23 protein-coding genes are annotated in these 21,895 nt (G+C 65.3%); 11 read left to right on the top strand and 12 right to left on the bottom strand.

From position 1 onward, the window contains the following. Together FHW83_RS12360 and FHW83_RS12355 are read left to right on the top strand one after the other, a co-directional pair. Window positions 1–603: a chemotaxis protein CheB gene (locus FHW83_RS12360; RefSeq protein WP_176646664.1), complete on the top strand. Its 603-nt coding sequence runs from the start codon at window positions 1–3 to the stop codon at window positions 601–603. Beyond that, window positions 603–1,784 carry a hybrid sensor histidine kinase/response regulator gene (locus FHW83_RS12355; RefSeq protein ID WP_176646663.1) on the top strand — a complete coding sequence of 394 codons (1,182 nt, stop codon included), beginning with the start codon at window positions 603–605 and terminating at the stop codon, window positions 1,782–1,784. Before FHW83_RS12360 ends, FHW83_RS12355 begins: the two co-directional genes overlap by 1 nt. On the opposite strand, the gene FHW83_RS12350 is transcribed toward FHW83_RS12355, so the two are convergent. The 7 genes from FHW83_RS12350 to FHW83_RS12320 all read right to left on the bottom strand — a co-directional run bounded on the left by FHW83_RS12350 (window position 1,785) and on the right by FHW83_RS12320 (window position 8,058). After that, window positions 1,785–2,192: an EF-hand domain-containing protein gene (locus FHW83_RS12350; protein WP_229224152.1), complete on the bottom strand. Its 408-nt coding sequence runs from the start codon at window positions 2,190–2,192 to the stop codon at window positions 1,785–1,787. It lies immediately after the preceding gene. Between the two features lie 32 nt (window positions 2,193–2,224). Beyond that, window positions 2,225–3,775, bottom strand: a complete 1,551-nt coding sequence (locus FHW83_RS12345) for a peptidase S10 (RefSeq protein ID WP_373997207.1) — start codon at window positions 3,773–3,775, stop codon at window positions 2,225–2,227. A 37-nt stretch (window positions 3,776–3,812) separates the two neighbouring features. Then, complete coding sequence (locus FHW83_RS12340; RefSeq protein WP_176646662.1) at window positions 3,813–4,289, bottom strand: nucleoside deaminase; 477 nt, start codon at window positions 4,287–4,289, stop codon at window positions 3,813–3,815. After that, complete coding sequence (locus FHW83_RS12335) at window positions 4,286–5,275, bottom strand: aromatic ring-hydroxylating dioxygenase subunit alpha (RefSeq protein WP_176646661.1); 990 nt, start codon at window positions 5,273–5,275, stop codon at window positions 4,286–4,288. Before FHW83_RS12335 ends, FHW83_RS12340 begins: the two co-directional genes overlap by 4 nt. A gap of 2 nt (window positions 5,276–5,277) precedes the next feature. Further along, window positions 5,278–6,354 carry a BMP family ABC transporter substrate-binding protein gene (locus tag FHW83_RS12330; protein WP_176646660.1) on the bottom strand — a complete coding sequence of 359 codons (1,077 nt, stop codon included), beginning with the start codon at window positions 6,352–6,354 and terminating at the stop codon, window positions 5,278–5,280. Between the two features lie 27 nt (window positions 6,355–6,381). Further along, a complete protein-coding gene (locus FHW83_RS12325) occupies window positions 6,382–7,230 on the bottom strand; it encodes an outer envelope protein (RefSeq protein ID WP_176646659.1) in 849 nt (282 codons plus the stop codon). Between the two features lie 117 nt (window positions 7,231–7,347). After that, the gene (locus FHW83_RS12320) at window positions 7,348–8,058 is read right to left on the bottom strand and encodes a GntR family transcriptional regulator (protein WP_176646658.1); all 711 of its coding nucleotides are present in this window, start codon (window positions 8,056–8,058) and stop codon (window positions 7,348–7,350) included. Between the two features lie 231 nt (window positions 8,059–8,289). Here FHW83_RS12320 and FHW83_RS12315 point away from each other — a divergent pair, with 231 nt between their 5' ends. The 5 genes from FHW83_RS12315 (at window position 8,290) to FHW83_RS12295 (ending at window position 13,884) form a co-directional block, all read left to right on the top strand. Further along, entirely contained in the window at window positions 8,290–9,846 is a 1,557-nt protein-coding gene (locus tag FHW83_RS12315; RefSeq protein ID WP_176646657.1) for an ABC transporter ATP-binding protein, read from the top strand. Continuing rightward, window positions 9,833–10,894, top strand: coding sequence for an ABC transporter permease (locus tag FHW83_RS12310; protein ID WP_176646656.1), 1,062 nt, complete (start codon window positions 9,833–9,835; stop codon window positions 10,892–10,894). The genes FHW83_RS12315 and FHW83_RS12310 overlap by 14 nt, the downstream gene beginning before the upstream one ends. Then, window positions 10,891–11,772 (top strand): ABC transporter permease, encoded by an 882-nt coding sequence (locus tag FHW83_RS12305; protein ID WP_176646655.1) that lies wholly within the window; start codon window positions 10,891–10,893, stop codon window positions 11,770–11,772. The genes FHW83_RS12310 and FHW83_RS12305 overlap by 4 nt, the downstream gene beginning before the upstream one ends. Window positions 11,773–11,923: 151 nt before the next feature. Then, the gene (locus FHW83_RS12300; RefSeq protein ID WP_176646654.1) at window positions 11,924–13,573 is read left to right on the top strand and encodes a PAS domain-containing methyl-accepting chemotaxis protein; all 1,650 of its coding nucleotides are present in this window, start codon (window positions 11,924–11,926) and stop codon (window positions 13,571–13,573) included. 32 nt (window positions 13,574–13,605) lie between these two features. Then, a complete protein-coding gene (locus FHW83_RS12295; protein WP_176646653.1) occupies window positions 13,606–13,884 on the top strand; it encodes a 2Fe-2S iron-sulfur cluster-binding protein in 279 nt (92 codons plus the stop codon). On the opposite strand, the gene FHW83_RS12290 is transcribed toward FHW83_RS12295, so the two are convergent. Next, window positions 13,881–14,771: an AraC family transcriptional regulator gene (locus FHW83_RS12290; protein WP_176646652.1), complete on the bottom strand. Its 891-nt coding sequence runs from the start codon at window positions 14,769–14,771 to the stop codon at window positions 13,881–13,883. The two genes, FHW83_RS12295 and FHW83_RS12290, sit on opposite strands and share 4 nt — an antisense overlap. A 112-nt stretch (window positions 14,772–14,883) precedes the next feature. Between FHW83_RS12290 and FHW83_RS12285 the strand changes: the two genes are divergently transcribed. Then, the gene (locus FHW83_RS12285; RefSeq protein WP_176646651.1) at window positions 14,884–15,420 is read left to right on the top strand and encodes a carboxymuconolactone decarboxylase family protein; all 537 of its coding nucleotides are present in this window, start codon (window positions 14,884–14,886) and stop codon (window positions 15,418–15,420) included. On the opposite strand, the gene FHW83_RS12280 is transcribed toward FHW83_RS12285, so the two are convergent. Then, a complete protein-coding gene (locus FHW83_RS12280; protein ID WP_176647016.1) occupies window positions 15,421–15,726 on the bottom strand; it encodes a hypothetical protein in 306 nt (101 codons plus the stop codon). A gap of 60 nt (window positions 15,727–15,786) precedes the next feature. Between FHW83_RS12280 and FHW83_RS12275 the strand changes: the two genes are divergently transcribed. Together FHW83_RS12275 and FHW83_RS12270 are read left to right on the top strand one after the other, a co-directional pair. Next, window positions 15,787–16,056 carry a MoaD/ThiS family protein gene (locus FHW83_RS12275; protein WP_176646650.1) on the top strand — a complete coding sequence of 90 codons (270 nt, stop codon included), beginning with the start codon at window positions 15,787–15,789 and terminating at the stop codon, window positions 16,054–16,056. A gap of 1 nt (window position 16,057) precedes the next feature. Further along, entirely contained in the window at window positions 16,058–17,149 is a 1,092-nt protein-coding gene (locus FHW83_RS12270) for an exo-alpha-sialidase (RefSeq protein WP_176646649.1), read from the top strand. Here the strand turns inward: FHW83_RS12270 and FHW83_RS12265 are convergent. After that, window positions 17,128–17,742, bottom strand: coding sequence for a TetR/AcrR family transcriptional regulator (locus tag FHW83_RS12265; protein WP_176646648.1), 615 nt, complete (start codon window positions 17,740–17,742; stop codon window positions 17,128–17,130). The two genes, FHW83_RS12270 and FHW83_RS12265, sit on opposite strands and share 22 nt — an antisense overlap. Window positions 17,743–17,828: 86 nt before the next feature. Between FHW83_RS12265 and FHW83_RS12260 the strand changes: the two genes are divergently transcribed. Further along, window positions 17,829–18,881, top strand: a complete 1,053-nt coding sequence (locus FHW83_RS12260) for an MBL fold metallo-hydrolase (RefSeq protein ID WP_176646647.1) — start codon at window positions 17,829–17,831, stop codon at window positions 18,879–18,881. Window positions 18,882–18,942: 61 nt separating this feature from the next. Here the strand turns inward: FHW83_RS12260 and FHW83_RS12255 are convergent, their stop codons facing one another. Both FHW83_RS12255 and FHW83_RS12250 read right to left on the bottom strand, forming a co-directional pair. After that, a complete protein-coding gene (locus FHW83_RS12255) occupies window positions 18,943–19,281 on the bottom strand; it encodes a hypothetical protein (protein WP_373997202.1) in 339 nt (112 codons plus the stop codon). A 132-nt stretch (window positions 19,282–19,413) separates the two neighbouring features. Continuing rightward, the gene (locus tag FHW83_RS12250) at window positions 19,414–21,879 is read right to left on the bottom strand and encodes a TonB-dependent receptor (RefSeq protein WP_176646646.1); all 2,466 of its coding nucleotides are present in this window, start codon (window positions 21,877–21,879) and stop codon (window positions 19,414–19,416) included. Between the last annotated feature and the right edge of the window lie 16 nt (window positions 21,880–21,895).

The raw sequence follows: 21,895 nt of genomic DNA, 5'->3' as shown, positions 1-21,895 counted from the left end.
ATGGACCCCGCCCAACTGCAAGCTGCGCTGGCCGGCCGCGAGATCGAGGCGGTGGTGATCGGCGCCTCGGCCGGCGGCGTGGGCGCGCTGCTGCGCCTGTTGCCGGGCTTGCCGGCCGGGTATGGCCGGGCGGTGGTGGCGGTGCTGCACATTCCGGACGGACGGCCCAGCCACCTGGCCGGGGTATTTCAGCAGCGCATGAAACTACCTGTATGCGAGGCGCGCGACAAGGAAGAAGTGTCATCCGGAACGCTATACTTCGCCGGTTCGGGCTACCATCTCTCTGTAGAGCGCGATCGCAGCTTTTCCCTGAGTTGCGAGGCGCCACTACATTTTGCCCGACCCGCAATCGATTACTTGATGCAATCGGCGGCCGACGCCTACGGACCGGCGCTGGCCGGAATTTTGCTCACCGGCGCCAACCAGGATGGCGCCGCCGGTCTGGCGGCCATCGGCGCGGCCGGCGGCCTGACCGTGGTGCAGGACCCGGCCGAGGCCGACGTGCCGACCATGCCGCGGGAAGCCATCGCGCTGCGCCAGCCGGACCTGATTTTGACCCTGGATGATATACACACATTGCTGATGATGCTGGAGAAGAATTAATGCAAGACGCATCCCCTACCAAGCTGCTGATCGTCGACGATCTGCCGGAAAACCTGCAGGCGCTGGAGGCGCTGGTGCGCGGCGAGGGCCGCGAGGTGTACCAGGCGGGTTCCGGCGAGGAAGCGCTGGCCCTGCTGTTGCAGCATGACTTCGCCATGGCCTTCCTGGATGTGCAGATGCCCGGCATGGATGGCTTCGAGCTGGCCGAGCTCATGCGCGGCACCGAGCGCACGCGCCAGATCCCCATCGTGTTCGTGACGGCGGCCGGCAAGGGCTTGAACTACTCGTTCAAGGGTTACGAGGCGGGCGCCGTGGATGTGCTGTACAAGCCGCTGGACCCGCGCGCGGTCAAGGGCAAGGTGCAAGTGTTCGTGGCGCTGTACGAGCAGCGTGAGGCCATGCGCCGCCAGGTCGAGGCGCTGGAGGCCGCGCGCAAGGAGCAGGAGGCCATGCAGGCCAAGCTGCAGCACGCGCTGGTGATGCGCGACGAGTTCATGTCCATGGTGTCGCACGAGATGCGCACGCCGCTCAACACCTTGTATCTTGAAACCCAGCTGCGCAAGATGCAGCTGGAGCGCGGCAATATGGCGGCCTTCGGCCCGGATCAGCTGCAGCGCATGGTGGCGCGCGACGACCGCCAGATCCAGAGCATCATCCGCCTGATCGACGACATGCTGGACGTGTCGCGCATCCGCAGCGGCAAGCTGTCCTTGCGGCCCGGCTGGGTGGAGCTGTCCGGCCTGCTGCGGCGCGTGGTGCAGGACCTGACGCCGCAGGCCGCCACGGCCGGCACCAGCATCACGCTGGACGCGGCCACCCCGGTCAGCGGCTGGTGGGACGAGTTCCGCATCGAGCAGATCGTGGTCAACCTGCTGACCAACGCGCTGCGCTACGGTTGCCAGAAACCGGTGACGGTGACGCTGACGGTGGACCAGGATTGGGCGCGGGTGGATGTGCGCGACTGCGGCACCGGCATCGCGCCGGAAAACCAGGCCAAGATCTTCGAGCCGTATGAGCGCGGCGTCGGCAGCGAGGGGCCGGCCGGGCTGGGGCTGGGCCTGTACATCTCGCGCCAGCTGGCCGAGGTGCACGAGGGCAGCCTGACGCTCCAGAGCAAGCCGGGCGAAGGCTCGGTGTTCAGCCTGACCCTGCCGCGCCGCGACGCGCCGCCGCAGCAGTAGCTAGCGCGAGCGCGCCTCCTCGCGGCGCTGGATCAGGTAGACCTTCAAATCATCAAACGTGATCTTGCCACGTTGCGCGGTGTCGATATGCTCGAAGTTCTTGTCCACAAAGCCCAGGCCGGCTTGGCGGGCCTCGTCGCGGGTCAGCGTGCCGCTGCCGTCGAGGTCGGCGTCGTCGAAGCGTTTCTTCAGCTTCTGCATGGCCTGGTAGCGCAGCAGCACCGGGCCGGAGGAATAGTCGCGCAGCGGCTTGCGCAGCGCCGGCGGCAGGTAGGGTTCGGGATAGGCGGGAGACGCCCGCACGGCGGTGGGCGCCGGTGCCGCCGGGTCGGTGGTCGGCGTCTGCGCGCCGGCATGCGACAGGGCCAGCGTGGTGGCGGTCAGCATGGCTAGTTGCATAAGCTTCATGGTTGTCTCCCCCGCATCCTTGGATGCATGGCTTAGTGTGACACTGTGACGCTGTTCAGGAAATTAATCAAATCTGTTTGTTGTACGCGGCGCGCGGTGTCGTCTAGATACGTCATATGGCCGCTTGCATAATATTTGAGCACGATTGACGGATTGGCATCGAGCCGCGCCAGGTCCAGTTCGGTCTGGTGGAACGGGGTGGCGAGGTCGTGGTAGCCGTTGATGGCCAGGATCTTCATGGCCGGGTTCAGCGTCAGGGCGGCGGCCAGGTCGGGAATGGTGTCCGGCAGCTGTTTGCCGTCGTGGCTGAAGTTCCAGCGGTTGATGATGTCGATGAACGGCGCGTAGGCCGAGCCGGCCGTATAGTGCAGCTCGCCGGCCAGGTAGCTGACGATGCTGCTGGAGAAGGCGGCGTTGACCACGGTCAGCGAGGGGTCGCCGTCGCGCGTGAGCGTGCTGCCGTTGGGCGCGATCACGCGGGCGTCGTAGCGGCCCAGCAACTGGCCGCCGACGGCGTTCTGCTGGTAGTAGCCGGGCTGCATGTTGAAGTTCTGCTGCCAGACCAGGGTGGACAGGCCGGTCAGGTCGGACAACTGGCCCAGCACGGCGGGCGGCGGCGCCACCTTGCTGGCCAGGTAGGCGGCGACCGCGGTGCGGTAGCTGCCGGCGGCGAAGGTGCGCACGCTGCCCACCGGCACCGCCGCTGCGCGCTGGTGGTAGGCGCTGGTGAGGGCGTAGGTGGGAATGTAGCCTTCGCAGCTGACGGCGCCCGGATCGAGCACGCCGCAGTTGCTGTTGTAGTCCATGATGGCCGATTGCAGCACCAGGCCATCGATCTGCACGCCGGCGGTTTCCAGCAGGTTGGCCAGCACGGCGGTGCGCGGCGCGCCGTAGGATTCGCCAAACAGGAATTTGGGCGAGGCTTCGCGCTTGTTGACCGCGACGTAGCGCTGCACGAAGTCGCGGAAGGCGGCGGCGTCCTTGTCCACGCCCCAGAAGTCGGCGTTGGTGTTGGGAGCGATGGCCTGGCTGTAGCCGGTGCCGACGGCGTCGACAAATACCAGGTCGGCGTTGGGCAGCAGGGTCTCCTGGTTGTCCACCAGCTGCACCGGCGGGATGGTGGAACTGGGGATGGCGCTGACCAGCCGGCGCGGGCCGAAGGAGCCGAGGTGCAGATAGGTCGATGCCGAGCCGGGCCCGCCGTTGTAGAAGAAGATCAGCGGCCGCTTGGCGGCGTCGGCGCCGGCCATGGTGTAGGCGACGTAGAAGAAGGACACCGTGGGTTGGCCGCTTTTGACGTCGACGGCGCTCAGGTGGCCGGTGGTGGCGGTGTAGTTGAACTGCTGGCCGTTCAGCTGGATATGGCTGGCGATGACGGCGGCGTTTTCGTTCGGCGCCGCCAGCGCGGCGTTGCCGGCGCTGGAGTACACCGTGCTGTCGGCGAAGGCGCCCGGTACGACCGGGGTGGTGACCGGCGGCGTGGTGACCGTGTTGCCGCCACCTCCGCCGCCGCAGCCAAAGAGGATGACGGCGCATGCCGCCGCGATCGTCCGCCGCCATTGCAATCTTGTGCAAATCGCCACGATACCTCCTGTCGGGATGTACCGTGAATCATACCTCTTATTTTCGCCAGAAATCCTTGTGCGCGGCGCGCGCCTCTTCTTCGCGCAACGGGCCGATTACCTCGGTCGGGCGCTGGCCGGCGGCGAACACCGTGCGGCAGGGCAGGGACAGCGTCGGGTTTTCCGGATCGCTGCCGGTCAGCTCCAGCAAGCTCGCCTCGGACATGGCGTACACCACGCGACCAACGCCGCTCCAGTAAGTGCCGCCGCTGCACATGGCGCACGGCTCCGCGTTGGAATACAGCGTGGCGCCGGCCAGTTCCGCCGGCCCGTATTGTTGCGACGCCAAACGCAAGGCGTTCATCTCCGCGTGCGCGGTGCGGTCGGCGCTGGAGGCGTTCATCGCTTCCGAGATCAGCGTGCCGTCGGCCGCCACCACCATGGCGGCGAAGGGATGATGGCCTTCGTCGCGCGAGCGCTGCGCCAGCGCCAGCACGCGTGTCAGGAATTCGTGATCCCGGGGTGTTGCGTTCATCTGATGACTCCGTAGTGCAAATCCTGCTGTTTCAAATAAGCGCGGTATGCCAGCGACATGCGGTCGCACAGCACCGACACTTCGGCGCCGGGCGTCAGCGGCAGGCGCGCCGGATGCTGGCTTTCCAGAATCGGTTGATCCTGCAGGAAGATGGTGTCCTGGAACTCGCGCATGGCGTCGTAGCTGGAGACGAAGTCGTTCAACGCCATGATGATCCACACGCGCGTGCTGGTTTCCGTCAGCGGTTGCGAGAACAAGGCGATCGCCTCGCGGATCGCGCCCGGCGGATGCTTGGTCAGGATGGTGGTCAGCGGACGCACCACGCGGTAGGTGTATTCGATGTCGCTGCCGCCGCTGGCCGAGTGGCTGGCTTGCGGCTGGTAGGCGTAGCACTGTTTGGCCCACACGCCGCTGCCGTACTGCGCATCCTCGAACGTCTCGACCGTGTAGTCGGGCACCACCGGCCGCTCCTTGTCGCCCAGGATACCCTCGTGCACAAAGGCGAAATGCGCCATGTCGAGAAAATTCTCGACGATGCGCGGCGCGCTGGCCCGCACGTCGTAGGGCCCGCACCACACCTTGCGCAGTCCCTCGTCGGCGAATTCGGGAAACGCCGGCGGCTCGGCGTGCGCGGGCGTGGGCGCGCCGAGGCATACCCACGCCATGCCGTAACGCTCCCGCGCATGGAACACCGCGACTTGCGCTTTCAAGGGCGCGTCCGGCAGCGCCGGGATGTGGGTGCAGCGTCCTTCCTTGCCGAAGGCCCAGCCGTGATAGGGGCAGCGCACCGTGTCGTCGCGCAACGATCCCATGGAAAGCCGCGTGCCGCGATGCGGGCAGCGGTCCTCCCATGCGTGCAGGGCGCCGCCGGCGTCGCGCCACAACAGCACGCGCGTTTCCAGCAGGTCGGCGGCCAGCATGGCGCCGGCCGCGATCTGGGTGGAGAGCGCGACCGGGTGCCAGTCGTTGTACAGGACCGGATCCATGCTTACTTCGGTATCGTGCCTTCCACGCCTTGCACGTAGAAGTTCATCGACAGCAGCTCCTTCTCGGGAATCTTCACTCCGGCCGCGTACTTCACGGCGCCCGATTGATCCTTGATCGGACCGGTGAACGGATCGAAGGTGCCGGCGGTGAGCGCGGCTTTCTTCTCGTCGAACAGCTTGACCGTTTCAGCCGGCACCACCGCGTTCACCTTGGACATCTTGACCATGCCTTCCTTCATACCACCGCGATACGACTCGGTTTTCCAGGTCCCGGCCAGCACCGCCTTGGCGGTGTTGATGTAGTAGCCCGACCAGTCATTGGTGGCGGCCGTCAGATGCGCCTTCGGCGCGAACTTGGACATGTCCGAATCCCAGCCGAACGCGTACACGCCTTTTTCCTGCGCCACCTGCAGCGTGGCCGGCGAGTCGGTGTTCTGCGCCATCACGTCCGCGCCCTGCGCCACCAGCGTTTCCGCCGCCTGGCGTTCCTTGGCGGGGTCGTACCACGAGTTCACCCAGATCACCTTGGTCTTGATCTTGGGGTTCACGCTTTGCGCGCCGAGCGTGAAGGCGTTGATGTTGCGGATCACCTCCGGCACCGGGAACGAGGCGATGAAGCCGAGCGTGTTCGACTTGGTCATCTTGCCGGCCAGGATGCCGTTCAGGTAAGCGCCTTCATACAGACGCGATTCGTAGGTGCCGAGGTTCTTGCCGGTCTTGAAGCCGGTGGCGTGCACGAAGGTCACACCGGGCGTGCTCTTGGCGACTTTCTCGGTCGCGTTCATGTAGCCGAACGACGTGGTGAAAATCAGTTTGTTCCCTTCGGCCACCAGCTTGCGGATCACGCGTTCGGCGTCCGCGCCTTCCGGCACGTTTTCGACGTAGCTGGTTTTCACCTTGCCACCCAGTTCCTTCTCCATGGCCAGGCGGGCCTGATCGTGGGCGTAGGTCCAGCCGGCGTCGCCCACCGGGCCGACGTAGATAAAGCCTACCTTCAGCGGATCCGCGGCGAACGAGGGAGCGGCGGCCAGCGCTGCGGCGGCGGCCATGGTGGCCAGTATTCTGCGACGATTCATCATACGGTTTCCTTTGCGTGGAGGTGTGGGTTAGAAGTGGTACTCGGCGCGCACCATCGGCGTTTTGGCCGTGGCGCCGGGGTTGTTCGTGCTCGGGTTGCCGAACTTGTTGCGCCAGTATTGATACTCGACGCCGATCTTGAAGGTGTTCTTCGGCGTGCCGACCGCTTCGCTGATGTCGTACATGATCTGCATGTCGATGTTGGTCTCGGGCGCGGTGCCGCCGCCGAATTCATTGGTGCCCTTGGCGGTGATGAAGTTGGCGTAGCCCTCGAACGACAGCGGGATACCGATGTTGAACGGGATGCCCCAGGCGCCGGTCAGCATGGCGTGGGTTTTGTACGCGTAGCGCGGCGTGGCCTGGTTGGTGAAGGTGTTGTACGGCGCGTTCGATTCCCACAGGGCCAGCAGGCTGATGTCGAGGAAGCCCGGCACGTCAAGCATCAGGGTAGGGCCGGCGACCACCATGCGCTTCTTGGAGTTGTAGCCGGCGTCGGTCTTGCTGTTGTAGTCAAAGCCGACGGTGGCGCCGACGCCGCGCACCGGGCCGAAGGCGTAGCTCTTGTTGAAGATCTTGCCGAAGTCCAGCGTGTGGCGGTACACCACGTAGGCCTCGTGCGCGCCGCTGTTGGAGCCGGCCGCCGACGGGTCCAGTTCGGACGACATCAGCAGGTCGACGCTGAAGAAGTTCTTGCCGTATTTATAGCCGGAGACGCTGCTCAGATTGACGATGTTCTTGGTGATGTCGTTGTTGTTGAATGGTTCGGCGAACTTGGTGCCATAGCGGTAGCTCAGCGACGTGTCGCTCCAGTCGGCCGCCTGTGCGGCGCAGGTGGCGAAGAGGGCGATTGCGGCGGTACAGCGGACGATGTGCGACATACGAGCTCCGTTCAAGTTGGGTGTGGTAAGCGTGTGAAAGTACTTTTTTTGTATCCAATCGTTTTAGCAATTGGATTCAATCTCGTCTATGGCTTTAGCAAGATGCGGGCCAACTATTCAGAAGCCTGACAACGCTTCGGCCAGATTCACTTTTCTGTCTTGTTCCGCCAGCCGCAGGCGCGCTTCGATTTCCAGCAAGTGGTGCTCGATCAGGTGGGTGGCTTCCTTGACCTTCTTCTTTTCGATCAGGTTGGCCAGGTCCTGATGCTCGTCGTTCTCGCACATGGCGCTGCCGGGCGTTTCGTACAGCGCGATGATGAGCGAGCAGCGCGACACCAGTTCCGCCATGAAGCGCTGCAGCACGTGGTTGCCGGCCAGTTGCGCCAGCAGCAGGTGGAATTCGCCGCCCAATCGTATCCAGCCGGCGCGGTCGCCGTTGCGGCGCGCCGCGTCCTCCGCCGCCAGCGCGGCGCGGATTTGCCGGTTGGATTCCGGCGTGGCGTTGCGGATCACCAGCGGCACGATCTCGCGCTCGATGGCGCGCCGCGCGGCGAAGATCTCGCGCGCTTCCTGCGGCGTGGGCGAGGCGATCACCGCGCCGCGATTCGGCCGCAGCTCGATGATGTGATCGTGCGCCAGCCGCTGCAGCGCCTTGCGCACGGTGGTGCGGCTGACCTGATACAGCTCGCAGAAATCGGCTTCGCCGAGGTGGGTGCCGGGCGGGAGGCGGTGGCTCATGACGGCGTTGACCACCGCTTTGTAGATGCGCATGTCGATGGCGGTGGTGCCGCGCTTGACTGCTGGATCGGCTTTGCGCTTGTCGGGCATTGCTGGGTTCTCCATTGTGGTTGAGGCGTGCCGCTGGTCAAAGCAGGAAGCGTGCTAACCCGTGTACAAACCGGATGCGCGAATTGTGTACGAAACGACTTTTTTTGCCGCGTTTGCGCACGCTTTTGGGGAGCAAGTAACCAAAACGGCGCGTTTTTCGGTGCGTGGATGTGGCATGTTACTTGCGTCTCCAGCGCTGTCCAATTTTGTATACGATGGAGGAACACGCCGATGATTGAACCGCGCTTGCAGATGCTCGGCATCTCCAAGATCTATCCCTCGGTGGTGGCCAATGCCGATGTGAACCTCACCGTGCTGCCGGGCGAGATCCACGCCGTGCTGGGCGAGAATGGCGCCGGCAAGAGCACGCTGATGAAGATCATCTACGGCGTGGTCAAGCCGGACCAGGGACAGATCATGTGGGAGGGCCGCCAGGTCCACATTCATTCGCCGCACGACGCGCGCAAGCTGGGCATCGGCATGGTGTTCCAGCACTTCGCCCTGTTCGAGACGCTGACGGTGGCCGAGAACATCGCGCTGGCGCTGGACGACAGGCAGTCGCCGGCCGCGCTGGCGCCGCGCATCCGCGCCGTCTCCGAACAATATGGCCTGCCGCTGGACCCTGAGCGCCTGGTGCACAGCATGTCGGTGGGCGAGCGTCAGCGCGTGGAGATCGTGCGCTGCCTGCTGCAGTCGCCCAAGCTGCTGATCATGGATGAACCGACGTCGGTGCTGACGCCGGACGCGGTGCTCAAGCTGTTCGAATCGCTGCGCCGGCTGGCGGCGGAGGGCGTGAGCATCCTGTATATCAGCCACAAGCTCGATGAGATCCAGGCGCTGTGCGACAAGGCCACCGTGCTGCGCGGCGGACGCGTGTCCGGCACGGCGCTGCCGAAGCAGGAAAGCGCGAAATCGCTGGCGGAGCTGATGATCGGCCGCGAGCTGCCGGTGTGCGTGCACCAGCCGCGCGAGCCGGGCGAGGTGCTGCTGTCGCTGGATAAGCTCAACGTGGAAAGTGACGATCCGTTCGGCACGCGGCTAAAGGACATCAGCCTGTCGCTGCGCAGCGGCGAGATCGTCGGCATCGCCGGCATCTCGGGCAATGGTCAGCAGGAACTGCTCAAGGCGATCTCCGGCGAACGCCCGTTGCGCATGCGTGAAGGGATGATACGGCTGTGCGGACAGGATGTGGGCGCGCTCGACGCGGCGCAGCGCCGCCAACTGGGACTGGGCTTCGTGCCCGAGGAGCGGCTGGGCCGTGGCGCGGCCCCCGATTTGTCGCTGGCCGATAACGCGCTGCTGACCGGTTACGTGCCGGCCGCGCGAACGGGCATGGTGAACAAGGGCCTGATCCAGCGCAGCGCGGTGCGGGCGTTTGCGCAAAAAGTGATCGAGCGCTTCAAGGTCAAGTGCGGCGGAGATGCGTCGGCTGCTGCCTCGCTTTCCGGCGGCAACCTGCAAAAATTTATCGTCGGCCGCGAGATCCTTCTCGCGCCGAAGGTGATGGTGTTCGCGCAGCCGACATGGGGCGTGGACATCGGCGCCGCCATGCTGATACGCCAGGCCATCATCGACATGCGCGACCAGGGCGTGGCGGTGCTGGTGTTGTCCGAGGAGCTGGACGAGTTGTTCATGATGAGCGACCGCATCGCCGTGCTGGCGGATGGCCGGCTGTCGCGGGCGGTGCCGGCGCAAGCCACCAGCATCAACCAGATCGGCGTGTGGATGAGCGGCGATTTCGATACTTCCACCCCAGAGCACGGAGCTCCAGAATATGTCCAGGCTTGAACGACGTCCCGAACCCTCGCGCCGCATGATGCTGGCCTCGCCGCTGATCGCGGCGCTGGCGATGCTGCTGACCGGCTCCGTGCTGTTCTTCTTCATGGGGCAGGAACCGCTGCATGCGTTCTACGTTTACTTCATCAAGCCGTGGACCACGGCGTACGGCGTCGGCGAGCTGCTGCTGAAAGCCACGCCGCTGATCCTGTGCGGCGTCGGCCTGGCGATTGGCTTCCGCGCCAACGTCAACAACATCGGCGCGGATGGACAGTTGACCATCGGCGCCATCACGGCCGGCGCGGTGGCGCTGTATTTCGACGAGGTGCAGGCGTGGTGGGTGCTGCCGCTGATGCTGCTGGCCGGCGCCGTGGGCGGCATGCTGTGGGCGGCCATACCGGCGCTGCTGCGCACGCGCTTCAACACCAGCGAAATCCTCGTCAGCCTGATGCTGGTCTACATCGCCTATCACCTGCTCAGCTATCTGGTGCACGGGCCGATGCGCGATCCGGCCGGCTTCAACTTCCCGCAATCGAAGATGTTCAGCGAATCGGCCACCCTGCCGCTGCTGGTGGAGGGGCTGCGCGTGAACGCGGCCTTCATCCTGTCGCTGCTGGTGGCGGCGGCAGCGTGGTTCTTCTGCAAGCACACCTTCGCCGGCTATCGCATGCAGGTCAGCGGCATGGCGCCGGCCGCCGCGCTGTACGCGGGCTTCAGCGAACCGCGCAACGTGTGGCTGGCCTTCATGGTCAGCGGCGCCCTGTCCGGCATCGCCGGCGTCGGCGAGGTGGCGGGGCCGCTGGGGCAGTTGCAGCCGTCGGTGTCGCCGGGCTACGGCTTCGCCGCCATCATCGTCGCGTACGTGGGGCGCCTGCACCCGCTGGGCGTGGTGTTGTCGGCGTTGTTGATGTCGCTGCTGTACATCGGCGGCGAGACGGCGCAGATCGAGTTGCAGGCGCCGTCGGCGATCACCGGCATTTTCCAGGGGCTGCTGCTGTTTTATCTGCTGGCCGCCGACCTGTTTATCCATTACCGCATCAAATCCGAGGTCTACGCATGATGACGACTGAATTGTTGATCGCCTTCCTCGCCAGCACCGCCGGCGCGGCCACGCCGCTGGTGGTAGCGTCCATGGGCGAGCTGGTGACCGAGCGCTCCGGCGTGCTCAATCTCGGGCTGGAGGGCATGATGCTGGTGGGCGCGGTGGTCGGCTTTGGCGTCACGCTCACCAGCGGCAGCATGACACTGGGCCTGCTGGCCGCGATGGCGGCGGGCATGCTGATGTCGCTGGTGTTCGGCTTCCTGGTGCTGACGCTGCAAACCAACCAGGTCGCCACCGGCCTGGCGCTGACCTTGTTCGGCATCGGCGTCTCGGCCTTCCTCGGCCGCGGCTACGTGGGGCAGACGGTGGAGCGCATGCCGATTCTGTTCGGCTTTGACGGCATGGTCTACTTCTCGATCGCGCTGGTGCTGGCGATAGGCTGGATGCTGGCGCGCACGCGGCTCGGTCTCGTCATCCGCGCGGTGGGCGAGTCGCCGCACAGCGCCCACGCGATCGGCTTCCCGGTGATCGGCCTGCGCTACGGCACGGTGCTGTTCGGCGGCGCCATGGCGGGGCTGGGCGGCGCCTACCTGTCGCTGGCGCTGACGCCGATGTGGGTGGAGGGCATGACCGCAGGCCGCGGCTGGATCGCGCTGGCGCAAGTGGTGTTCGCGACGTGGAAGCCGCGCGGCGTGCTGATCGGCGCCTACCTGTTCGGCGGCGTGACGGTGCTGCAGTTCCACGGGCAGGGCATGGGGCTGGCGATCCCGGCGGAGTTCCTGTCCATGCTGCCGTACGTCGCGACCATCGTGGTGCTGGTGGTGATCTGCCGCAATCCGCAGACAATCTTGTTGAATAAACCAATGTCGCTCGGTCAGAACTTCAAACCGGACTAGTCAGCTGTTGTTTCTGTGCCGCATTGTTACAATTGTTGATATTCCAGCATACCAAATACTTTTATTCTGGGCCCTCAGGTCATGCTGGCCTGCGGCGCCCCCCAGACCCCGGTTCGCCTCCCTACTAAAAAACAAAAGTAAAGGAGCGGTCATGCGAGTCAATTCCCCGGTCACGCAAAAAGAATTCATCATGGAGGATGGCCGGACCATCGTGTCCAGCACGGATTTACAGGGCAACATCAATTACGCCAATCCCTACTTCATCGAGGTGAGCGGCTTCACCGAAGAGGAGTTGATCGGCGCGCCGCAAAACATCGTGCGCCATCCGGACATGCCGGTGGAGGCGTTCGCCGATTTGTGGCGCACCATCAGGAGCGGCACGCCTTGGACCGGGCTGGTGAAGAACCGCTGCAAGAACGGCGACTTCTATTGGGTGCTGGCCAACGTCACGCCGGTGATCGAGCATGGCAAGCCGGTCGGCTACCTGTCGGTGCGCACCAAGCCATCGCGCGAACAGGTGCGCGAGGCGGATGCGCTGTACCGCGAAATCAAGGCCGGCAATCCACGCAGGCTGCGCATCGAGAACGGCCGCGCGATATCGACCGGCATGGTGGCGCGCGCGCAGCGGATGCTGCGCACTTCGTTGTCGACCCAGATCGCGCTGGCCACTTCGCTGCTGGTCGGCGTGCTGGCGATCGTGTCCCTGACCTTGCTGCTGGTGGACGACGCCACCGTGGTCAGCTTGCACGGCTGGCTGGCCGGCGCGGCCATGGTGGCGCTGGCCGGCATGCTGCTGTTCGGCCGCAACCTGTATGTGAATGTGGCGCTGCCTCTGCGGCATGCCACCAGGGCCGCGCGCATGATGGCCGGCGGCGACCTGACCGCCGCCATCGAAATCCGGCGCGACGATGAGGTCGGGCGGCTGCTGGCGGCGCTGCGGCAGACCAATATCAACCTGCACAGCATCATCGGCGACGTGCGCGCCAACTTCGACGAGATTTCCGTGGCCACCGGCGAGATCGCCGACGGCAATCTGGATCTGTCGGGCCGCACCGAATCGCAGGCGTCCAGCCTGCAGCAGACCGCGTCCAGCATGGAGGAACTGACGGCCACGGTGCAGCAAAGCGCAAGCAATGTGGCCAGCGCCAACGAGCTGGCCGAGCGCGCGCGCGAGGTGGCCACGCAGGGCGGCACCATTGTGTCGCAGGTGGTGAGCACCATGGGCGACATCAGCGCCTCGTCCAACAAGATCCTGGACATCATCGGCCTGATCGACGGCATCGCCTTCCAGACCAACATCCTGGCGCTGAACGCGGCGGTGGAGGCGGCGCGCGCGGGCGAGCAGGGACGCGGTTTCGCGGTGGTGGCCAGCGAGGTGCGCGGCCTGGCGCAGCGGTCGGCCACGGCGGCCAAGGAGATCAAGGCGCTGATCGATACCTCGATCGAGAAGGTGCAGGCCGGCACCTCGCTGACCAACAGCGCGGGCCAGACCATGAACGAGGTGATCGCGTCGGTCGCGCGCGTGTCCGAGGTGATGAGCGAGATTTCCAATTCCACCCGCGAGCAGAGCGACGGCATCGGCCAGGTCAATCAGGCGGTGATCCTGATCGACGACATCACGCAGCAGAACGCGGCGCTGGTGGAGCAGGCCGCCGCCGCCGCCGGCAACCTGGCGCAGCAGACGCGCTGCGTGTCGCAGGCGATGGCGGTGTTCAAGCTGCGGCATGGCGGCGCGGGCCTGCAACAAGTGAAGCGTGCGCCCGCGGTCAGCAATAAACCGCGCCTGCAACTGCATGGCTGATACCATGTCGCTTTCAACAAGCGGCATGGACCATGAAGATCACGCTGGCGGGGCAGGGATGGACGTTCGAGGCGGCGTCCTCGGACACGGTGCTGGAAGCGGCCGAGATGGCCGGCGTCCGCCTGCCCAGCTCCTGCCGCAACGGCACCTGCCGCACCTGCATCTGCCTGTCCACCAGCGGCGCGGTGCGCTACAAGATCGAATGGCCGGGCCTCAGCCTCGATGAAAAGCGCGAGGGCTACATCTTGCCTTGCGTCGCCATGGCCGCCACCGACCTGGTGATCGAAGCGCCCGCAGCCAGTCAGTTTTAAACGCCGCGTTTGCGGTAGGCGCCGGGGCCGACGCCATACTGGCGCTTGAAGGCGCGGTTGAAGGCGGCTTCCGATTGGTAGCCGACCGCCTCCGCCACCATGCCGGCGGCGCGGCCCTCGTCCAGCAGGCGGGCGGCGCGCGCCATGCGCAGCTGGGCCAGCACATCGGCCGGCGTGGCGTTGGCGGCCTGCTTGAACAGGCGCGCGAAGGTGGCGCGCGACATGTGGCTGGCCTCGGCCAGCTGCTCCAGCGTCCACGGTTTTTCCGGTGCCGCCAGCATGCCGTTGATGGCCGGCCGCAGGCGGCGCTCGGCCAGCACCCCAAACAGGCCCGGCACCGACAGCGCCTGCTCCAGCCAGGTGCGCATCAACAACGCGAACAAGGCCGACGCCAGTTGCCGCACGATGGCTTCCGAGCCGTTGCGCGGCGTCTCGGCCTCCTCCTGCAGCATGCGCATCAGGTGGCGCAGGCTTTGCGCGTCCGGCCGGCCGGCGGTGCGCACCACCAACATGGCGGGCAGCGCCGCCAACAGGCCGGCGCCGCCGTCGGCGTCGAAGTGGAACTCGCCGCACAGGATGTCCGTTTGCGGTCCGTCGCCCTGGTTGCCTTCAAAGCGCAGCAGACCCGGTGTGCTGTGCAGGGGCGAGGCTTGCGCCGGATCGCCGATGTGCAGCCGGTGCGCGGCGCCATGCGGGAACACGATGATGTCGCCGCCTTGCAATTGCAGACCGTCGCACAGGGCCTCGCCGCGCACGATCAGGTGGTAGGGCGCGACGCCGTGTGGCGTGCCGCCGTGGTCCAGCACCCACGGCGCGCCGAAGCGGCAGCGCACGTCCAGCGCGGTGCGCACGGGATAGAGGGCAAGCAGGTGGCTGAGGGTATCCATATCGATGCGGATGAGACGATGGAGCAAATTATAGAGTATTTAAGGCATTTATCATCGCATGCGGCCGGACTAGACTGTGTTCCATACCAACCCACTTTGAAAGGAACACATCATGTCCCGTCTGTTCACCCAACCCGTCTCGGAAGCCAGCGGTCACGCCGCCCAACTGTTCACCGCCATCAAGGGTGCGATCGGCAAGGTGCCGAACGCCTACGTGGCGATCGGCAGCAACAGCCCGCTGGCGCTGGAAGCCGCGCTGAATCTGGACGGCGCGCTGCGCAAAAGCAGCCTGAGCGCGAAGGAGATCGAAGTGATCAAGCTGGCCGTCAGCCAGGATGCGCTGTGCGATTACTGCCTGGCAGCGCACACGCTGATGGGCGGCAAGGCCGGTCTGGGCAAGGAAGCCATCCAGGGCGTGCGTCATGGCCGGCCGACCGGCGATGCCAAGGTGGATGCGTTGGCGGCGTTTGTCCACGCGGTGGCGCGCACCAGCGGCGACGTGCCGGCCGAGGTGGTGCTGGCGGTGAAACAGGCCGGCTACAGCGATACACAAATCGTCGACACCTTGCTGGCGATTACCTCGATCACCTTCACCAACCTGTTCAACCGGGTGAATCTGACGGCGCTGGATTTCCCGGCCGCTGACTGATCAGTCCTTTCCGCGGAGGCGGCTCAACAGCGCCTCCGTGGTGTGGTTGAGCGGCACGTCGTGCTGGCGCAACATCTGCACGTGCAGCACCAGGTTTTCCAGCACCAGCTTGGCCGCGACCGCGAGCAGGGTCAGGCGCTTGTCTTCCTCGCTGAAGTTCTCCATGGCGTCCGCCATCTCGCACAGATGATTGGCGATCAGCTCGCGCAGCTCCTCCTCCTTGAACGGCAGGTCGGCAAAGTCGATGGGATCTTCCTTCTCCACTTCCAGCATCAGCAGTTCCAGTTCTTGCGGCGTAATCGACATGCACAGCTCCGGTGGTTGAGGCGTTTTCATTTTAGCCGCAATCGGCATAGAATCTGAAGGATGGCGAAACTGATATTTACCCAGCAGCTGGGCCGCTTCATGCGCGTGCCACAGGTGGACACCACCGCGGCCGATCTGCGCGGCGCGCTCGACGGCTGTTTCGCCGACCATCCGCGCCTGCGCGGCTACGTGCTCGACGAGCAGGGCGGCCTGCGCGAGAACGTGGTGATCTTCATCGACGGCCGGCGCGCCCGCGATCCCAAGCGGCTGGACGATGCGCTCGCGCCCGATTCCCAGGTGTACATCTTGCAAGCACTGTCAGGAGGCTGATATGTCCGATCGCGCCTACATCGCGACCCGCAAAGGGCTGTTCGAAGTCTATCGCACGCACGAGGCGTGGCTGCTCGACCAGCAGCACTTCCTGGGCGATCCGGTGTCGATGGTGTTGCCGGACCGGCGCGACGGCACCCTGTACGCGGCCTTGAACCTCGGCCACTTCGGCGCCAAGCTGCACCGCCGCGATCCCGGCGGCCAGGACTGGGTGGAGGTGGCGGCGCCGGCCTTTCCGCCCAAGCCGGTGGACAGCGCCGATCCGGTCGAGTGGACCGTCAGGCAGATCTGGTCGCTGGCGGCGGGCGGCCCGGACGAGCCGGGCGTGCTGTGGGCCGGCACGCTGCCGGGCGGGCTGTTCCGCTCGACCGATCGCGGCGACAGCTGGCAATTGGTGGAGGGACTGTGGAACGTGCCCGAGCGCGCCAAGTGGATGGGCGGCGGCTACGACGTGCCGGGCATCCACAGCATCTGCGTCGATCCGCGCGACAGCAAGTCGGTGCTGGTGGGGATTTCCTGCGGCGGCGCCTGGCTGACCGAGGATGGCGGCGCCAGCTGGACCATGCGCGCCAGGGGCATGAAGGCCACCTACATGCCGCCCGAGCTGGTGGACGACCAGGCGGTGCAGGACCCGCACCGCATCGTGCGCTGCGCGGGCGAGCCGGACAAGCTTTGGTGCCAGCATCACAACGGCATCTGGCGCAGCGTCGACAACGGCGCCAACTGGACCGAGATCACGCCGGCCGCGCCGGTGTCCAATTTCGGCTTCGTGACGGCGGTGCACCCACAGGATGGCGAGACGGCGTGGTTCGTGCCGGCCGAGGCGGACAGCAGGCGGATTCCGCCACAGGCCTCGCTGGCGGTCACCCGCACCACCGACGGCGGCCGGCACTTCACCGCCTGGCGCGGCGGGCTGCCGCACCAGCATTGCTACGACCTGGTGTATCGCCATGGGCTGGCGGTCAGCGACGACGGGCAGATTCTGCTGATGGGATCGACCACCGGCGGAGCCTGGCTGTCGGAGGATGGCGGCGGCCAGTGGCAGACCATCTCCACCACCTTGCCGCCGATTTACGCGGTGGCGTTCGCGTAGGCGAGGAACATCTCGACGGTGGCCTCGACCACCTTGTCGCGCATCTCCGGATCGAGCGGCGGCTGGCCCATGGTCACCTGCGGCCAGAAGGCGAAGGTCTTGAGCTGGCCTTGCAGCATTTGCGAGACGATGAAGGGATCGGCCCGGGCGAACTTGCCGTCGGCCTGGGCCGCGCGCAGCCAATTGGTGACGGCTTCCTCCTTGGCGCTCAGGCGCGCCACCATTTCCTGCGCCCGCTGCGGCGAGTGGATCCCCTCGGCGATGGCGACGCGGGCCAGGTCGAGGAAATAGGCGTCGTGCAGCAATTCCATCTTCTTGTTCAGTAATTCCAGCAATTGCTCGCGCAGCGGCCGCGCCGGGTCGTAAGGCGCCGGCCCGACGGCGGCCGTGCTATTCCACAGCTCATGCAATATTTGCTCGAACAGTTCGTCTTTACTGGGGAAGTGGTTGTAAACCGTGCGCTTGGATACCCCGGCCGTGGCCGCGATCTTGTCCATGCTGGTGGATTCGAAGCCGCTGGCGCGGAATTCGGCGATGGCGGCGTCGACAATCGCTTGCCGCTTGCGGTCGGTGAGTTTGAGGGGCGCGTTCATGGCTTTATTTTACACCGACTAGTTTACTTTTCCAAAAATAGGAACTACACTGTGTAGTGTACATTATTTACCCGGGAGTGCCCATCATGAGTTTTACCGCTGTTGATAACCTGGACGGTCTGTCGGTGCCGAGCGCGCCGCGCTCGCGCGACGGCCGTTTCCGCAATCCGGTCAAAATGCAGAAGATGGGCTTGCTCAAGGGGCTGAGCATCATGCTGCGCTTCGCTTTCGACAAGCCGAAGGACACGGTGCCCACTCAACCGATACCCGTTCACGCGATCACGCAGCAGCAGTTAATGGATGCTCCGGATCGCAGCCTGTTCCGCCTCGGCCACTCGACGGTGCTGCTCAAGCTCAACGGCCAGTTCTGGCTGACCGACCCGGTGTTTTCCGAGCGCGCCTCGCCGGTGCAGTGGGCCGGCCCGCAGCGCTTCCACGCGCCGCCGATCAGCATCGATGAGCTGCCGCCGATCAAGGGCATCATCCTGTCGCACGACCATTACGACCATCTGGACCGCGCGGCCGTGCTCAAGCTGGCCGCCAAGACCGACCATTTCATCACGCCGCTGGGCGTGGGCGACCGTTTGATCAAGTGGGGCATCCCGCGCGGCAAGGTGCAGCAGTTGAGCTGGTGGCAGTCCACCTTTGTGGCGGGCTTGAAGCTGGTGGCGACGCCGGCCCAGCATTTTTCCGGCCGCGGCCTGGGCGACCGCAACAAGACTCTGTGGGCCTCGTTTGTGATCGAGGATCGCGGCGTTCGGTTGTTTTTCAGCGGCGATAGCGGTTATTTCGATGGTTTTAAGGAAATCGGGCGGCGTTATGGGCCGTTCGACCTGACCATGGTGGAAACCGGCGCCTACGATCCGCAGTGGCCGGACGTGCACATGCAGCCGGAGGAGTCGCTGCAGGCGCACATCGATTTGCGCGGCAAGGTGCTGCTGCCGATTCATAACGGCACTTTCGATTTGTCGCTGCATGCCTGGCATGATCCGTTCGACCGCATCACCCAGTTGGCGGCCGAGCGCCGGCTGCCGATCGCCACGCCGGAAATCGGCCTGCCGCTGGACATTCGGCAGCCGCATGCGGACAACAAGTGGTGGGAGCCGCTGGTGGCGCAGGAAGCTGTTGTTCCGGCGTAGCCATAGGCTTTGCCGCAGCTCACGCGTTCTATGGCTTCTGGCCTTCGCCGGAACGACGTGTTCAGGCGGTGATGTTGATGTATTGGCCGATGGTTTGTCCCAGCGTGTTGACGCGCGGCTTGGGTTGAGCCAACTCGGCCGGTAGTTGCTGGGCCGCGCGCGGCGGGTTTTCGATCGCGCTATTCAAATTGACCGGGGCCGCCGGCTTTTCCGCCGCCTGCGCCGCCCGGCTGCTCTCGCGCTGGTTGTCGGCCAGCGTCTGCTTGTCCTTCGCCAGCTGGTCGCGGCTGGCGTCCAGCCGGGCCGCGTCCTGGCTCACGCGCACCTGATCCTTTTGCACCTGCCTTTCAGCCTGTGCAACGGATGCCTGCAGCGCGTTGATGGAGAGGAGCGTGGCCACTTTTATTTCCCAAGTGCAAAATTCTGGACATGGTAAGGCAGGATCGTGTCATACGATCTATTGCAGATTAGGCCAGAAAAACAAAAAAGGCAAGGCCAACCGCGCCTTGCCCAAGAGGGACGTTACCGGAGATCAGAAGCGGTACAGCAGGGACGCCTCCCAGGTGCGGCCGAACAGCGGACGCGCGTTGATCGGGCCGACATTGCCGGTGGTCAGGCGCGAATTGCCTTCGGTCAGGCCCAGCTCGTTATTGAGGTTGGTGCCGGCCAGGCGCACTTCGATCTTGTCGCCCAACGAGAACAGCACGCCGGCGTCGATGGTGCGGTAGGACGGCAGGTACTGCTGGTTGGCCTGGTCGGCCCAGCGCTCGCCGATCGAGGTGTAGGTCGCGTACAGCTTGGCGGCGTTGCCGTCGCCAAACGGGATGCGGTAGGTCGGCGTGAAGCGGAATTGCAGCTTCGGCTGGCGCTGCACGGTCTTGCCTTCGGTGGCCGGGTTGTCGCGGTATTCCGACTTCTGATAGTCGCCGGTCAGCTGCAGCTGCAGGTTCTCGATCGGCCGCACCGCCACTTCGAATTCGACACCGTTGCCCTTGGAGCCGCTGGTCGAACGCAATTCCTGGCCGTTGGACAGGATCTGCGTGAAGGCGATGCCGTCAAACGAGGTGTGGAAGGCGTTGATGTACGCGGTGTACAGCGGCGTCGCCGTCTTGAAGCCGATCTCGTACTGGCTCACCTTCGGCGTCGGCAGCAGGTTGCTGTCGTTCACATTGGCCTGGGTGCCGGCGCCGCGCAGGTCGTCAAACGAGATGAAGGTGTGGCCGCGGTTGGCGCGCACGAACACCGAGGTGTCGCGCGCCAGCTTGTAGTTGCCGCCGATGGTGAAGGAGTTGGCGCTGTCGGTGCGGGTCAGGTAGGTGTTCGAGCCGTTCGGCATCGAGGTGCCGTTGTTGTACACGGTCAGCGGGTTGTTGTCGGTGTCGCCCGAGGTCAGGTTGGAGATGGTGCCGCTGATCTTCTGCTGCTCGTGACGCATGCCGAAGTCGGCCTTGATCTTGTCGGTGACCTGCCATTCGTCCGAGATGAAGCCGGCCGTGTTGCGGCCGTCGTAGGATGCCACCGGCGCATAGTTGACCGGGCCATCCTTGCCGTTCCGGGACACCACCACGCCGTTGTTCAGCGTGACGTTGATCAGGCTGGCTTGCGGCACGGCCGTCATCAGGTAGCTGTTGCCCAGGTACCAGACGTCGTTCGACGAGTAGTCGGCAAAGTAGCCGCCCACGGTGAGGGTGTTGCCCTTGAAGAGTTCCTTGCTGACGCGCAGCTCGTCGGTGAAGGACTTGAGTTTCTTTTCCACCGACCACAGGCCGGCCTGCACCACTTGCTGGCTGCCGCTGACCGCGCCGCCCTTGACGAAGGTGGCGGTGCCGGCGGTGGCCGGTGCGCCCGCCGCGGCCAGCACGGCGGCGTTGCCGTTGGCCGAGGCGATGGCGGCGTTGAGGTAGTCGTTCATCGACAGCGGGTTGTTACCGGTGAACATGGCGATGGTGTTGAGGTCGCCGTCAAAGCGGTTGAACTTGTTGGAGATGCTCCAATCGCCGATCTTCTGGTCGAAGTTGGCGCCGAACACGGTGGCCTTCAGGCCGCGGCCGTCGCCGAGGTCCCGGGTCAGGGTCTTGCCGGGCGCCGCCTCGATGGTGAAGTTGCGCATCTCGCCGCTCATCAGGGTGCCGGTCAGCGGATCGAAGCCGGGGAAGGCGGTGATGGTGCGGCCGCCGTTGCTGGAGATCAGCGGCACGCCGGTGTAGAAGGCGTTCTTGTCGTCGGTGCTGCGGGCGTACAGGGTCAGCTTGCCCTGATCCAGGTTGCGGGTCAGGGTGGCGGTGATCTGGTGGCCGTCGTCGGCCGGGAAGCCGGCGTCGCGCACGCCGTCGGTCTTGCGGTAGAAGCCGCCGACCGAGCCGTACCAGCCATCGCTGATCTTGCCGCCGTAGTACATGTCGACGCGGCGCAGGCTGCCGGTGCCGGTGGTGAAGCGCACCGAGCCTTCCGGCGTGTCGGTGCCTTCCTTCAGGATGAAGTTCATGGTGGCGCCCGGCTGGCCGTTGGACCAGATGGTGGACGGGCCGCCGCGCAGCACCTCAACACGCTCGACGGTGTCGTCCAGGCGGAACGCCGACGAGCCCTCGAAGAACGACAAGGTTGGCGGTGGGAAGATCGGGTTGCCCATCATCTGCACCGAGACGAACGGAGAGTCGGAGCCCGACGGGAAGCCCCGCACCTCGATGTTGGCGCCGGACTGGCCGCCGGTCGACTCGGCATACACGCCCGGCACGATTTTCATGATGTCGGCGGTGCTGGACGGGGCGGCCTGCTTGAGCTGCTCTTCGTTGGCGGTGGTGATCGAGAAGGCCGAGTCGACCTTGCGCACACCGCGCGCCGAGGCCACGCCGGTCACCACGACCTGCTGGATTTCTTTGGAAACTTCCTTGGATGGCTCGGCCGCCGGGGCGTCGGCCGTTTGGGCCTGGGCGGCAGCCTGGTTGACTAAAACGAGGACGGCGGCCGCGATGGCCGATGGCAGGAACGGGTTTTTCATCGTGTCTCTTCTTTCT

Origin of the sequence: Duganella sp. SG902 (assembly GCF_013376005.1) — a bacterium.
Classification (GTDB): Bacteria; Pseudomonadota; Gammaproteobacteria; order Burkholderiales; family Burkholderiaceae_D; genus Rugamonas.
This window is presented reverse-complemented; position numbering and strand designations above follow the sequence as displayed.